Below are 13,044 nucleotides of genomic sequence, written 5' to 3'. Positions count from 1 at the left end.
GGGGCGTGCTTTCTTCAGTCCGCAGCCGCGGACAGTAGGATCTCGACCTTCCATTTCGGGTTCGCGAGCTGTGCCTGCACCGTCGCCCGCGGCGGCGTGTGACCCTGCACAACCCACGCGTCCCAGACCTCGTTCATCGCGCCGATCAGGGCGATGTCGGTCAGGAAGATCTGGCACTGCAGGATGCGCGTCTTGTCGCTCCCCACCAGCGCCAGCAACCGGTCAACCTCGGCGAGAACCTGGCGGGTCTGGCCCGTGATGTCCTGCTCGGGGTCACCGGGTACCTGGCCACTGAAGTAGGCGACCTTGTTGTACACGGCCACGCCGGACAAGCGCGCGCCTACATTGATTCGTTGAATGCTCATTGGTTTTTCCACCGAGGTAGGTGTGCGGCTTGTGCGGCTTATGCGGCGGGCCGGCCAGGTGCCCAGATGCGCAGACCCGCATGGCTGAACGGCACCTTCTTGCTGATGTTGAGGCGGATCAGGATCGGCGTGATGGCCTCGATGCACCGGGCGTTCAGCGCGGGGCCGCAGTTGTATGAATCGACACCCAGCCGCTTGATCAGTTCGACGACTGCGTCGGTCACTTCGACGTCGTCGCCGCAAGCGAGGACGTCGCAGTTGATGTTTTCTTCAAGCGCATTCAACGTGTGCGCCGACACGTTGTGCAAGGCCCCCACGACCTTGATGTCGCTTCCCAGCAGCGCCTGCGCCGCTTCCGTGGCGGATCCTTCCTTGGGCATCGCAACGGCGCGGGGATTTCCTTGCGCGAGCGGAACCACCAGGTCGACCAGGACCTTCCCGGCGAGGCGGCTCTTGATGGCGTCCAGCGTCGCATCGTGGCCTGAGTAGGGAACCGCGAGCAACACGAATTTCTCCGCGGCCTCGACCGCGCTCAAGTTGTCGCAGCCCCGGATGGGAGTGGCTGTGCGGCCTTCCAGCTTTTTGTTCAGCTCATCGGCGATCGCGGCGGCGCGTTCGCCCTCCCGCGAGCCCAGCGCGACGCTCACGCCCGCGAGTGCAAAGCGAAGCGCGAGCCCCTGGCCCTGAGGGCCGGTCCCGCCGAGGATGGCGATGGTGGTGTCGGAATTTGAATTCATGATGTCGTCGGCTCAGGCCGCTCCTGGATGAAAGATGGCCTCGAGGGAGGCACGTCGGATACCGCGGGCGATGACGACCAGCCAGCTTTGCTGGTCCTGCGTCGGCCAGGCGGACATCCGGACGGGTTTGGAAAATGTGTGCTGGACTCCCTGCACAACGTACGGCGGTCCCGACCCGTCCAGCTGCAAGAGGCCCTTCACGCGCATCAGGTCCGACGCGGGCAGTTGGCCGAGCCTTTCCAGCCAGCCGGCATAGTTCTGCCAAGTCACCCCTTCGGACCACCTGAATACGAACGATTCGATGCGTTCGTCGTGATGGAAGTGCCCCGCGCCATGCGAATCATCGTGGTGCTCGCAATGCTCGTCGTGCTCGTGCGCGCGATGGTTGGGCGCCACGGCGGGTGTAAACAGATCGCGCTCGGGAGTGCGTGTCAGAAACTCGATGATCTCCGCTCCGACTCGACCCTCCGACGCTCCTGCATAAGAAAGGGACATCGATGCGGCACCATTGAGCTGTGCAACCGCTTCCCCCATCTCTTCGACGCGAGCTGCGTCGGCAACATCGGCCTTGGTGATTGCCACGTGTGACGCAACCGCGACCTGGTTTCTCGCTTCGCGATGCTCACTCAGCTGTCCCAACCCATGCAGCGCATCGGCGGTGGTCAACACGCCGTTGATCGCGAAGTGCTTCGACACGAAGTAATCGGCCAGAACGACCTTCAGCAGGGGAAATGGATCGGCGAGCCCGGTCGTCTCGACCACCACTCGCTTGAACGGAGGAATTGACTTTTCCTGCCGTTGCCGAAACAACGTTTCCAGTGTTTCGCTCAATCCGTTCCCGATGGTGCAGCACAGGCAACCGGAATCGAGCAGAACAACATTCTCGTCCGCCTGAGAAACGAGAAGGTGGTCCAGCCCGACTTCGCCGAACTCGTTGATGATCACCGCCGTATCGCGCAGCCGCTCGTCGCGCAACAGCGCGTTGAGCAGCGTCGTCTTGCCGCTGCCGAGAAAGCCGGTCAGGACCGTCACAGGCGTCATGCTCGGGAAATCAGCGGTGTTCATCTGAGGACTACAGGACGTTGGCGGCGATCGTCTCGATAACTTCGTCGCGCGAGCGGAAGCTGGATGCATCGGGCACTGCAAATGCGATCTCGTCGATCCCCATGCCCTCCAGACGCTGCGCCTGCTTCTTGATGTCCGCGCCCGTTCCGGCGAACGCGTACCGTGGCACCAGTTCATCCGGGATCAGTGAAGCGAAGTCGGCTTCGGCGCTTCCATGCTGCGCGTAGTTGTACGCTGCCTTCACCTTCTCCGCGGTGACCCGCGTGAGCTCGTCGATCTCACCCGGCATGCCGCGCAGGATCGCGCGCGCGATGTTGTACTTCACCGCGTTCAGCGACTCCCGCGGGTTCTCGTCATTCGCATGAGCGGCCGCCCAGACCACGACTTTGATTTCCGCGGGATCGCGATTCACCTCTCGCGCGCCCTCATGCACTTTGTCGATCGCCGCCTGCAGCAGGTCGGGCGCGACACCGTTCATCAGAACGACGCCGTCGGCCAATCGACCGGCGAGCTTCAACATCCGTGGACCGGTAGAGGCGACATAGATCGGCACCTTGCGGTTCTTTGCATGGCTGATCGTTGCCGTGTCGCCGCCAGGCACATCCACCGTTTCACCTTGCAGAAGCGCCTGGATCATCTTGAGCGACGCTTCAAAGTTGTCGACGGTGGAGATTTGCAGACCCATCGTCTTCAGCGCGCTGTCGCCGACGCTGATGCCCAGCGTCGCGCGCCCGCCACTCAGTTCGTCAAGCGTCGAGAACGCGCTCGATGTGACGGTCAGGTGCCTCGTCATGGGGTTCGTCACGGCGGTGGCCAGGCGAATTCGCTTGGTCTGGCTGGCGATGGCGCCGAGCAAGACATAGGCTTCGCGCCACAGCAAGTGGGAGTCCGGCACCCACATGGTGTGGAAGCCCAACTGGTCCGCGAGAACACCAGTCGCGACCATTTCCTGGGCGCTGACGTTCGGATATGTGCCGACGCTGTATTTCATGATTTACCCCTTTACTCGCCGCTGCTGAGAATGCCGTACAGATCCGGGCGGCGATCACGCCACCAGGGAAACTTTTTGCGCTGGCCACTCACATCGGCGAGATCGATCTCCTGGACGATCAACTCAGCTTCCTTGTTGTTGGCTTCCTTGAGGATCGTTCCCTTCGGGTCCACGATCATGCTGCGGCCCAAGTGCTGGCGAACGCCTTCGGTGCCCACCTTGTTGGATGCGACGACGTACACGCCGTTCTCCAGCGCGCGGCCACGCATGGCCAGCGGCCACATGGAGTTGCGATGCTCGGGATCGCTGTACACCGAGTACGCGATCGGCATGAAGATGATCTCGGCGCCGCGCATGGCGAGCACGCGTGAAGGCTCGGGGTAGAGGCGGTCGTTGCAGATCTGCACGCCGATCTTGACGCCGTCCACGTCGAAGACGGGAAGGTCATTGCCCGGCGTGAAGTAAAACTTTTCGAAGCTGCCCGTACCGCCGGCCTTCTCGTTCGGGAAATAGGCCGGGATGTGGGTCTTGCGATAGACACCCATCAGCTTGCCCTTGCTGTCGCAGATCATCGCCGAGTTGTACATGCCGGTGTCGGCATGTTCACCGAACGGCAGGACCAGCGCGACCTCGAGATCCTTGGCCGCCTTGCGGATGTTCATCAGGATTTCCGAATCACGCCGCACAAAGAAGTGATCGTTCTTCTCGACAAGGCGGTTGGGGAAGAACGGCGACATGAACAGCTCGCAGAACGTCAGGATGTTGACGCCCTGCTTGGCTGCCTGCTCGATCATGGAAATGGCCACCGGGACCATCGAGGCCATGTCCTCGGATTCGACGGAACCGGTCTGGGCGGACCCGACGATCAGTTTTCTGCTCATTGCTTCCTCGCTAAAAAAGGGGGTTGCCGGGCGGTTCACACATTTGGCTTGACGGCTTCGGCGTATCTGCATAAGATACATTTTTATCGTATGTCGATTCTTTGAAATGGTCAAGGGATTTCCACCACGGTGAACCAGATCGACGCAAAACCTGGAGACTAGCTATGCCATTCGACTCCGTTCTGCAAGGAGGAACCCTCGTTTTCCCCGACAAGGGTGAGCGCAAAGCCGACATCGGCATCACGGCGGGCAAGATTTCGGCCATTCTGGAGCCTGGCTCGGGCGCAGTGGGGCGTGAAACGATCGATGCCCGTGGCAAGCATGTCTTTCCCGGCCTCATCGACGCCCACATGCACTTCGGGATCGCGGGAAGCGATGACGAATACGCGACAGAAACAGGAGCGGCCGCCCAAGGTGGCTTCACTTCAGTCGTGGGCTACCTGCTCAACAGCGTCCCCTACTCCGAGACTTTTCCGAAGCAGAAGGCCTTGGGCGAAAGCCAGTCGTACATCGACTTCGGCTACCACTTCGGAATGGCCAAGGAAGAGCATCTGGCTGAGGTGCCGAAGTACGTGGAGGAGTTCGGCGTCACGTCGTTCAAGTACTTCACCAACTTCAAGACAGATGAAGGCATCTACCTCGGCTTGACCGGTGCGGACGAAGGCTACATGCTGGACCTGATGGAGGCGGTGGCGCGCTATCCGCAGGCCGTGCTCTCGATTCATCCGGAGAACATCGAGATCGTTCGCCGCACACGGGCGAAGCTGCAGCGCGAGGGCAAGAACTCGCTGCGTGCCTGGAGCGAGTCGAAGCCCACGATCAACGAGGCGTTGGATACCGTCAAGGCCATTTACGTCGCTCGCCAGACGAACTGCCCGATCTACTTCGTGCACGTGACGTGCCGGCTGGCGCTTGAAGAAATCCGCGCGGCCCGGCTGCGCTCGAATCTCGTACATGCAGAGACCTGTCCGCAGTACCTCACCCATACCATGGACTCCGACATCGGCAGTCTCGGCAAGGCGAATCCGCCGCTGAAAACCGCCGATGACGTGGAAGCGGTATGGGAAGCGATCGCGGACGGCACCATTCAGGTCGTGGGCGCCGATCACGTTGCTCGCAAGCGCGCCACGAAGGAAAAGGACATCTGGCAGTCCTCGCAGGGCTTCCCTGCCACGCCAACGATCTTGCAGGTCCTGCTGAGCGAGGGTTACCACAAGGGGCGCCTCAGCCTGCAGCGCGTCGCCCAGTTGCTGTGCTCTGAGCCTGCGCGCATCTTCGGGCTCGGCGCGTCGAAGGGCAACATTGAAGTCGGCTTCGATGCCGACCTGACAGTGGTCGACCTGGCCAAGGAAAGAGAGGTTCGGGCCAAAGACTTCGTCTCCTTCGCTGATTACAACTTGTACGACGGCTGGACCCTCAAAGGTTGGCCTGTGCGGACGATCGTCAGAGGTGAAACCGTCATGAAGGACGGCACGCTCGTGGGGCGCCAAGGTCACGGTCGCTATCTCGCGCGCCACTCGCACGTGCGCAACAACTAAGAACACCATGGCATTGAGAAACACTGGCGCAGTGCGTCATGTCGCGGTCATCGGCGGCGGAATCGTGGGCACTCTTTCGGCATGGGCGCTGCTCCGTGCCGGACTGCGCGTGACCCTCATCGAGCGCGAACTGTTCGGCCGCGGTTGTTCGACCGGCAACGCGGGTAGCGTCAGCGCGGGATCCGTGGTTCCGCTCGGCATGCCTGGCATGTGGAAGCAGGTTCCGGGATGGATGATCGATCCTGACGGACCTTTGCACATACGCACGGACCACGCGTTGCAAGTACTGCCGTGGCTCGTGCGTTTCCTGAAGGCCTCCACCCCGGAACGTGTCGAGGCCATCTCCCACGCACTGAAGGCCCTCACAGCGCCGTCGATCGCAATCTACCGCGAAGTCATCCACCAGATCGACGCACCATCGCTGTTTGAAGCCAGCGGCCAGCTTCAGGTTTACTCCAGCGAGAAGGCCATGCAGAAGGACGCCGGCGGCTGGGCACTGCGCCGCGCCCGTGGCGTGTCGGTTGAGGAAGTCTCGGGCCGCGAGATCCACGAGCTCGAGCCCTTTGTGGGTCCACAGTTCACCCACGGCATCTACCTTCCCGACGAAGGGATGATCGTGAACCCTTCGCGCTTGGTTCGGCGACTCGCGGAGTCGTTCGTGGCCGCTGGTGGTGTCGTGAAGGAGTGGAACGTGAAAGGCTTGGATGTGAGGGCCGACCAGTCGATCGGGATTCTTTGCGATGGCGGAGTTGTCGAGCCCGATTCCATCGTCATTGCTGCCGGCGTGTGGTCGCAATCCCTGGCTGCGCAATTGGGAGATTCGCTTCCGCTCGAATCGCAACGTGGCTATCACGTCAGCTTTCCGCAGTCGGGCATCCAGATCAAGCGCACCGTCGTCGCATCCGAGGCGAAGTGCTTCGCGACGCCGATGGAGGATGGCCTGAGAGTCGCGGGCACCGTGGAGTTCGGCAGCCCTGACGCGCCGGCGAGCCGACGCCGTGTCGAGGCGCTTCTGCACCACAGCAAGGCCCTCTTCCCGACGCTGAGCACGACGAAGTACAGCGACTGGATGGGCAACCGGCCGTGCATGCCGGACTCATTGCCGGTGCTGGGTCACGCGACGAAATTCCCTTCGGTCGTCTATGCCTTCGGTCACGGTCACCTGGGCATCACGTGTGCCCCCATGACGTCCCGCGTCGTCACCGACCTGATCCTCAACAAGGTCCCGTCGATTGATCTGACACCGTACAGCCCTACGCGCTTCTAGGGTGAAGATGGCCTCTTGCGCATGACTTGCGCAAGCGGCTTTCGCGGCTTCTTCTCGCGGACGGTTTCGGCGAATCCAACGGTGATGATCGCCTGGGCCTCCCACTCTTTCGGCGTTTCCAGTGTCTGTGCGATCACGTCTGGACAGAAGAGAGGCGCACACATCAGGCATGCGCCCAGTCCTTCAGCATGCGCCGCCAGGAGCAGGTTCTGCATGGCCATGGCGGTTCCCTGTATCGCCATTGTTCGCTCTGCAGCCTGGCGCCTGGAATCCCGATAGGAGTCCATTTCTTCCATCGTCATGAACACAAAGATGACGACTGGTGCATTCGCGATGCGGCTCTTCGAGCGCGAGACGTCGGCTTCTACCGCTTCAAGCGCATCGCCGTCAGCAAGGCGGTCCTCACGCAGTCTCGCTCCCATGGCGTCCGCGATGAGGAGCTTGTCCGCTCGTTCGGCCAGTACGAGGAAACGCCAAGGTTGACGGTTATGGGCTGACGGCGCAGCCGTGGCTGAAGTGAGGATGCGTTCCAGTGTCTCGTCGGTTACGGCATGAGCGCCGAACGTGCGAACGGACCGGCGCGAGCGCAGGAACGAATGCGGTTCCATGGCCCCGCCAGCTAAGCGAAGGATGCCCCTGAGACCAGCAAGACGAATGCGCAGACGGCTGCGGCAACAAACGGCACCGCCGCGGACCAGTGAAAGGGCTCGGGGCCTGAGGCAACCTCGACGATGCAGGTCGCCCCCGGAAACGGGCTCAAGACGAGTTCCCGCTTCGGAGGCTGTATCGTCGCCTCCGACTCAATCGTCGACACGAAAATGTGGACAGGACCGGCTGCGCGTGTGGTGGGCATGTCTTGTACCGAATGGCGATAATGTTTAATCTTATGGCGATATACTGGATGAGTCAAACACGGATCTATCCATAGGAGCAGTAGCCATGCGGACGACAGCCGGGACAGCACAAGACGACCTCGACGTCCTAGATGACGAAGAACTGGCCGCATCGGCCGAGCGAAACGCGAAGTTTGACAGCGGGCTCTTCGTCGGGTCGGTCGAAAAGGCTTTTGAAGTACTCCGCGTTCTCAGTGCTGCCCCAACTCCCTTGGGCCTGTCCGAGGTGGTGAAGGTCAGCGGGATGGGCAAGAGCGCGGCACAGCGCTTCCTGCACACTCTTTCGGCGCTGGGGTACATACGGCAGGACAAGGAAACAAAGGCGTATTCGATCACTGCACGCGTCCTCGATCTCGCGCAATCGTACTTGGGCGTCGACGGCCTGCGCGAGAGAGCGTCGCACTTTCTTCGCGCGGCCAATCTGAAGACAGAAGAGACGGTCAACCTCACCGTGCTGGACAGGCTCAGCGTCCTGTACCTCATGCGCTATCAGGGATTCCATGACATCAGCGTCGAACTATCGATCGGATCCAAGCTGCCGGCGTTCTGCACTGCGCCAGGACGAGTGATCCTGGCATTTCTCGAGGACGCCGAAAGCCGCTGGGTCCTTGAAAAGTCGGACATCAAGGCCTATACGCCTTACACCATCACTGACAAGAACAAAATTCTCGGCACGCTGGCAGGTATCCGTCGCGATGGCTATTTCATCAGCAATCAGGAGGCCTTCGTGGGCGACATCTCGATTGCAGCGCCGATCTTTAATTTCGCAGGTCGTGTCATTGGCGCAGTGAACATTGCGGTGCCCACGTCCCGATGGAGCACAAGCAAGGTGCGCGACAAGTTGATGCCGGTGACTGTTGCCGTAGCAGCAGACATATCTGCCGCAATGGGCTTTCCAAAAAACTAAGCTTTTGAAAGAGAGCTTGCAAATCCTGCCCAGAATTACGATACCTTTGTATCGCATTTCGATCAATCTAGGAGGTGAGTGTGGCCGAATTCGGGAAGGTGATGTCGCTCGCGGAATTGAGCCGAAGGGCTTCGGAAGACTCCGAACATGAACTCAGGGTCAAGCTCGCAGGCACTTACAGGCTCTTTGCCCATCTGGGCTGGGACTACCTGATCTTCGGACACATCACGGTCCGCGTTCCAGGTCCGGACAAGCACTTCCTGATCAACCCGTTCGGCTTGCGATTCGACGAGGTCACCGCTTCCAATCTCGTGAAGATCGACTCGAACGCGAAGATCGTCGAGCCGAGCGAGCATCCCGTGAATCCGGCGGGATTCTTCATCCACAGCGCAATCCATCTGGCCCGGGCCGATGCGCATTGCGTGATGCATACGCACACCACCGCCGGCATGGCCTTGGCCGCGACGGAGACAGAGGTGCTACCTGTCGACTTCGCTGGGTCTGCGGCTTTCGGTCGCGTGGGCTACCACGACTTCGCGGGCGTTCATGCCGACGAGTCGGACTCAGATGCGCTGATCAAGAGCTTGGGAGCCAACAACTACCTGGTCCTGCGCAATCATGGGCTTTTGACGTGCGGTGAGACGCTCGCACGCGCGTTCCAGCGTCTGTATTGGCTGGAGACGGCATGCCAGGTTCAAACGGCGGCGCACGCGATGAATGTGCCCATTCGCCGGGTCCCGGCAGATGTCGCTCGCCATCACGCGCAGGTGCTCGACGGCGACAACGGAGAGCTGACATTGGCAGCGATGCTGCGGCTCATGGAGAAGATCGATCCGTCGTTCAAGGATTGAATGTTTAGGGGCGGCGTCGATCCCATGCATACATCGCCGCGGTAAGTTGGTTCTGAAGACACGACGCGTGAGCGACGCGGTGCTGCCGAAAAAGCAGCTCGCGAGCAACGTTCTCGCTAGCGCGAATCAATGATTGAGGGACCGGCTCCTTTCGCTGCACTTCCCTTTCCCGTCATTCATCGCATTCTGACGATTGTCGGCGTTCGTACAGCGCTGCGGATTCGACTGCGCTTGATCGGAATGATCTCGGCACCGGTGCGCAGCCTGTCGAGGTAGTCAGCCCACGTCTGCAGCATCTTGCGGCGCTGCTCGAGGAACTCGGTCCGGTTGTAGGCGCGACCCAGCGAATCCTTCACGGCGTGCGCGAGCTGCGCCTCGATCACGGCCTCATCCACATTCAATCGCTCGGCCAGGAGCGTGCGCGCCATCGCCCGGAATCCGTGGCCCGTCATTTCGTCGCTCGGGAAGCCCATGCGTCGCAACGCCGAGAGTACGCCGTTGTCGCTCATCGGCCGTTCGCCGGTGCGAGGGCTCGGGAACAAATACCGGCCATGACCAGTCAGTGGCTGTAGCTCGCGCAGGATCGCAAGGGCCTGTCGAGACAGCGGAACGACGTGCGCTGTGCCGCTCAGCTTCTCCTGTTTGGTTCGCTTCATGCGCGCAGCCGGGATACGCCACTCCGCGGGATCGAGATCGAACTCGATCCACTCCGCTTTGCGCAACTCGCCCGGGCGGACGAAGACGAGGGGCGCGAGTTCAAGCGCCGCTCGGGTGATCGGCATGCAACCGAACCGACGTCAAGTACGCCATCGGCGGCTGCCCAACCAGCCCGGCAAAACGCTGTGCGAAGACCGTGCGGGACAGCCCTGAGGTCTTGGCCAGCGACGCCAGGCTCCAGGCCTCGTTGAAGCGATCGTGCATCAAGACCAGCGCATGGCCGATGGACCGGTCGCCCATGCCGCGCATCCAGCTGGCCCTGGCAGCCCCTTCATTGACGACGTGCTCGCGGATCAAAGCCAGCAGCACGAGGCGAGCCATCACCAACGCCAGAGCGTTGCACCCGGGCCGCCGGCGTTCCTCCGAGTTCACGCCTCGTTCCTGCACGCTGGGCTCATCGCCGTTCCCCAGCACGCGGACGCCGATATCCAGGTCGCGCAGTCCGGGCGGACGATCACCTGCGAAAGGTGGTCTCGCAATGCGCCGGTGCCGATGGTCTTCGACATGCTGTTTCGCCGCGATGGTCGCAACGTCGACTTCTGGAACAAGATGCGATGGGACCCGCCGGCGTGCTTTCTTCTCGATGTGGGTTGCCACGCCCCGGGCGACCGCCCCGAGGAGGGCGCTGGCTACAAGGGCATTCACATCCTCGCGCCGGAGACCGACTCGAGCACACACTATCACGTCGGCATCGTGCGCAAGCCGGCCAAGGCCGAGGATGCAGCGATCGAAGCCGAGATTTCGCGGCTGCGCAGCCACGCATTCCAGAACCAGGACGCACCGATGATGGAGGCGATGCAGGAGATGCTGGGGATCGAGGAACTGCTGACGCGCCAGCCGGTGCTGATGAGCGTCGACTCGGGGCCCGTTCGGATGAAGCGTGTCCTCGACGAGTTGCGGGCTCGAGAGACATGACTGCGGGCGAGCGCCGAGGCGTCGTCTTCCAGGTGCAGCAAGGTTCGTTGGATGCCGAAGCCCCGTCCAAAAGCGACGTCCCTTCGCCAGGCCAGAGGCGCGCGGCCGCCGCGACAGGGAGTCTGGACGCGGGAGTTCGCGGCGTCCAGCGGCGGTGCCATCGGCGCCTGTCGCGTGCGAGCCGTCGCATTGGGATGTCGGATTCGCGCCGCCCGTGTCCGTTCAGGTACTCGCCGGCGTGCGAGCCCGCGCCCCTTCCGGCGGGTCGTCCTCAAGGCCTTGCTCTGGGCCGAAGCGGCCGAGGGAATCGGCGGCGGAGTGCCGCGCATGGTCGGTGCTGCGCACGTGCTTCCAGCCGCGGTTGGGGGCTCCCGTTGATCCCGGATTCTCGACGATGAGCCGCGAAACGTCCCCACAGGCGTCGCCCACTTCGACTCGACCGCCTGGTCGCGACGACCGCTGGCGCCAATCCAACTTTGGACGCCTGCTCAGCAATGCGCTGCGCCGCTTCGAAGCACGTGTCATCGACCTGCTGACGGCAGCGGGGCACACGGAGGTCACCCTGACCCACATCAATGCCACCCGTCATCTTGACCTCCAAGGGACGCGGCTGACCGACATGGCGAGCCGTGCGGCCATGACCAAGCAGTCGATGAGTGAACTCGTCGAGCAGCTTGAGGCGCTGGGACTGGTGGCGCGTCGACCCGATCCGGCGGACGGACGAGCGCGGCTCGTGTACTTCACGCCCAAGGGGCTGAACTGGCTCGACGACTTCCGCCGCGCCGTGCACCGGGCCGAGACCGAGGTCGCCACGACGATCGGCGCGGAGGCCCTGCGCAACACGAAGCAGGCATTGGGCCGCTATATGCCGCCCAAGCAGGGCTGAGCGCTGGAACGGCCGTTGTCCGCCGCGGCGAGCCCGTGGGGCCAGCACCTTGACCGTCATGGCCGGGTGGAACGGCTGGTTGCGCGGCCCGCCTGAAAGGATCGAGGTCGTTGCATCAGGGTTCAGTGCTTCAGCACGACCTTGCCGCGGCTGCCGGCGGCCACTGCCGCGTGGGCAGCGCCGACCTGCTCCAGCCGGAATGTCTTGGCGATCGGGATGACCAATGCGCCACGCGCAGCGGCGTTGGCCACTGCTTGGAGCGTGGCCGCATCGGCGCGGTGGTAGAGCTCGTGAATGCGCACGCGATTTCCCGTGTTCGCGCCCTCGGGCACCGGAACGATGCTGGCCACTTGCCCACCGTCCCGCACATGGCGGATCAGTTGCAACGCCACCGGGGCCGACGCGCTGATCGCGTAGTCGAACGTGGCGCCCACCGGCGGCGCGGTGATGTCGAGCGCGTCGCCAGCCAGTTGGCGCGCTTCTCCGATTCGTTCGGGCCGGACACCGGCCACCGGCTTGGCGCCGATTTCCTGCAGATAYTGGATCGCGGCRCGACCGACCGCACCGAGGCCCCCGGAAATCAGCACACGGGCACCCGCGCCAACGCCCAACGCATCGACCGTCTGGCGCCCGGTCAGCCCGGCTTTGGGCAGCGCGGCGCCCTGCTCGAAGCTGAGATTGGCCGGAAGCTTGGCAATGGCCGTCGCAGGTACCACGCCAAATTCAGCATAGGCGCCCTTGCCATTGAGGGCGAAGTCGGCGATCACCCGATCGCCGATCGAGAAGCCGCTCACGTCACTTCCCATGTCCACCACGACGCCGGCAGCGTCGCCACCCAGCACGGCAGGGAGATCCAAGGGAATCAACTGGGCCATGTAGCCCTGGCGGACCATCAGATCGAAGGGGTTGACCGCAGAGGCTTCGATCTTGATCAGCACCTCGCCGGCACCCGGCTTGGGAATGGGCACTTCATCCATCGCGAATTGATCGACATCGCCGTACGAGTGGAGACGAGCAGCTTTCATGGTCGG

At 62.5% G+C, this 13,044-nt stretch carries 14 protein-coding genes and 1 pseudogene; 6 read left to right on the top strand and 9 right to left on the bottom strand.

Annotated features, from left to right (window positions below):
* Window positions 1-14: 14 nt before the first annotated feature.
* Genes AC1DTW_RS20020 through AC1DTW_RS20000 form a run of 5 tightly spaced genes read right to left on the bottom strand, consistent with a single transcriptional unit; the run spans window position 15 to window position 4,039 of the window.
* Window positions 15-365, bottom strand: a complete 351-nt coding sequence (locus AC1DTW_RS20020; protein ID WP_477983139.1) for a RidA family protein — start codon at window positions 363-365, stop codon at window positions 15-17.
* Between the two features lie 38 nt (window positions 366-403).
* Window positions 404-1,102 (bottom strand): NADPH-dependent F420 reductase, encoded by a 699-nt coding sequence (npdG, locus tag AC1DTW_RS20015; RefSeq protein WP_477983138.1) that lies wholly within the window; start codon window positions 1,100-1,102, stop codon window positions 404-406.
* 12 nt (window positions 1,103-1,114) lie between these two features.
* Window positions 1,115-2,167 carry a CobW family GTP-binding protein gene (locus tag AC1DTW_RS20010; protein WP_477983137.1) on the bottom strand — a complete coding sequence of 351 codons (1,053 nt, stop codon included), beginning with the start codon at window positions 2,165-2,167 and terminating at the stop codon, window positions 1,115-1,117.
* Window positions 2,168-2,174: 7 nt separating this feature from the next.
* On the bottom strand, window positions 2,175-3,158 hold the full coding sequence (locus tag AC1DTW_RS20005) for an LLM class flavin-dependent oxidoreductase (protein ID WP_477983136.1): 984 nt from the start codon (window positions 3,156-3,158) through the stop codon (window positions 2,175-2,177).
* 11 nt (window positions 3,159-3,169) lie between these two features.
* A complete protein-coding gene (locus AC1DTW_RS20000; protein WP_477983135.1) occupies window positions 3,170-4,039 on the bottom strand; it encodes a carbon-nitrogen hydrolase family protein in 870 nt (289 codons plus the stop codon).
* 164 nt (window positions 4,040-4,203) lie between these two features.
* Here AC1DTW_RS20000 and AC1DTW_RS19995 point away from each other — a divergent pair, with 164 nt between their 5' ends.
* Together AC1DTW_RS19995 and AC1DTW_RS19990 are read left to right on the top strand one after the other, a co-directional pair.
* Entirely contained in the window at window positions 4,204-5,577 is a 1,374-nt protein-coding gene (locus AC1DTW_RS19995; protein WP_477983134.1) for a dihydroorotase, read from the top strand.
* A 7-nt stretch (window positions 5,578-5,584) separates the two neighbouring features.
* Window positions 5,585-6,844: an NAD(P)/FAD-dependent oxidoreductase gene (locus AC1DTW_RS19990; protein ID WP_477983133.1), complete on the top strand. Its 1,260-nt coding sequence runs from the start codon at window positions 5,585-5,587 to the stop codon at window positions 6,842-6,844.
* Here AC1DTW_RS19990 and AC1DTW_RS19985 read toward each other — a convergent pair.
* Window positions 6,841-7,452, bottom strand: a complete 612-nt coding sequence (locus AC1DTW_RS19985) for a nitroreductase family protein (RefSeq protein ID WP_477983132.1) — start codon at window positions 7,450-7,452, stop codon at window positions 6,841-6,843. The genes AC1DTW_RS19990 and AC1DTW_RS19985 overlap by 4 nt on opposite strands.
* 331 nt (window positions 7,453-7,783) lie before the next feature.
* Between AC1DTW_RS19985 and AC1DTW_RS19980 the strand changes: the two genes are divergently transcribed.
* Together AC1DTW_RS19980 and AC1DTW_RS19975 are read left to right on the top strand one after the other, a co-directional pair.
* Window positions 7,784-8,644, top strand: a complete 861-nt coding sequence (locus AC1DTW_RS19980; protein WP_477983131.1) for an IclR family transcriptional regulator — start codon at window positions 7,784-7,786, stop codon at window positions 8,642-8,644.
* An 80-nt stretch (window positions 8,645-8,724) separates the two neighbouring features.
* Window positions 8,725-9,495, top strand: a complete 771-nt coding sequence (locus tag AC1DTW_RS19975; protein WP_477983130.1) for a class II aldolase/adducin family protein — start codon at window positions 8,725-8,727, stop codon at window positions 9,493-9,495.
* Between the two features lie 176 nt (window positions 9,496-9,671).
* Here AC1DTW_RS19975 and AC1DTW_RS19970 read toward each other — a convergent pair.
* Window positions 9,672-10,259, bottom strand: a pseudogene (locus tag AC1DTW_RS19970) (tyrosine-type recombinase/integrase); the annotation flags it as partial.
* On the bottom strand, window positions 10,252-10,452 hold the full coding sequence (locus AC1DTW_RS19965; RefSeq protein ID WP_477983129.1) for a hypothetical protein: 201 nt from the start codon (window positions 10,450-10,452) through the stop codon (window positions 10,252-10,254). The pseudogene AC1DTW_RS19970 and the gene AC1DTW_RS19965, both read right to left, overlap by 8 nt.
* Here AC1DTW_RS19965 and AC1DTW_RS19960 point away from each other — a divergent pair.
* Both AC1DTW_RS19960 and AC1DTW_RS19955 read left to right on the top strand, forming a co-directional pair.
* Window positions 10,429-11,127, top strand: coding sequence for a hypothetical protein (locus AC1DTW_RS19960; protein ID WP_477983128.1), 699 nt, complete (start codon window positions 10,429-10,431; stop codon window positions 11,125-11,127). The two genes, AC1DTW_RS19965 and AC1DTW_RS19960, sit on opposite strands and share 24 nt — an antisense overlap.
* A 394-nt stretch (window positions 11,128-11,521) precedes the next feature.
* Window positions 11,522-12,013 carry a MarR family winged helix-turn-helix transcriptional regulator gene (locus AC1DTW_RS19955; protein ID WP_477983127.1) on the top strand — a complete coding sequence of 164 codons (492 nt, stop codon included), beginning with the start codon at window positions 11,522-11,524 and terminating at the stop codon, window positions 12,011-12,013.
* A 122-nt stretch (window positions 12,014-12,135) separates the two neighbouring features.
* Here the strand turns inward: AC1DTW_RS19955 and AC1DTW_RS19950 are convergent.
* The coding region (locus AC1DTW_RS19950; protein ID WP_477983126.1) for an NADP-dependent oxidoreductase at window positions 12,136-13,044 on the bottom strand (909 nt) is incomplete at its 5' end.

Source organism: Rhizobacter sp. P5_A1 (assembly GCF_056400745.1).
The sequence above is the reverse complement of the archived record's forward strand: the minus strand, read 5'-3'. Positions and strand labels throughout refer to the sequence as shown.

Coding starts and splice junctions, on each gene's coding strand:
- AC1DTW_RS20020 (WP_477983139.1), bottom strand. CDS start 365: ATGAGCATTCAACGAATCAATGTAGGCGCGCGCTTGTCCGGCGTGGCC.
- npdG (WP_477983138.1), bottom strand. CDS start 1,102: ATGAATTCAAATTCCGACACCACCATCGCCATCCTCGGCGGGACCGGC.
- AC1DTW_RS20010 (WP_477983137.1), bottom strand. CDS start 2,167: ATGAACACCGCTGATTTCCCGAGCATGACGCCTGTGACGGTCCTGACC.
- AC1DTW_RS20005 (WP_477983136.1), bottom strand. CDS start 3,158: ATGAAATACAGCGTCGGCACATATCCGAACGTCAGCGCCCAGGAAATG.
- AC1DTW_RS20000 (WP_477983135.1), bottom strand. CDS start 4,039: ATGAGCAGAAAACTGATCGTCGGGTCCGCCCAGACCGGTTCCGTCGAA.
- AC1DTW_RS19995 (WP_477983134.1), top strand. CDS start 4,204: ATGCCATTCGACTCCGTTCTGCAAGGAGGAACCCTCGTTTTCCCCGAC.
- AC1DTW_RS19990 (WP_477983133.1), top strand. CDS start 5,585: ATGGCATTGAGAAACACTGGCGCAGTGCGTCATGTCGCGGTCATCGGC.
- AC1DTW_RS19985 (WP_477983132.1), bottom strand. CDS start 7,452: ATGGAACCGCATTCGTTCCTGCGCTCGCGCCGGTCCGTTCGCACGTTC.
- AC1DTW_RS19980 (WP_477983131.1), top strand. CDS start 7,784: ATGCGGACGACAGCCGGGACAGCACAAGACGACCTCGACGTCCTAGAT.
- AC1DTW_RS19960 (WP_477983128.1), top strand. CDS start 10,429: ATGGCCGATGGACCGGTCGCCCATGCCGCGCATCCAGCTGGCCCTGGC.
- AC1DTW_RS19965 (WP_477983129.1), bottom strand. CDS start 10,452: ATGGGCGACCGGTCCATCGGCCATGCGCTGGTCTTGATGCACGATCGC.
- AC1DTW_RS19955 (WP_477983127.1), top strand. CDS start 11,522: ATGAGCCGCGAAACGTCCCCACAGGCGTCGCCCACTTCGACTCGACCG.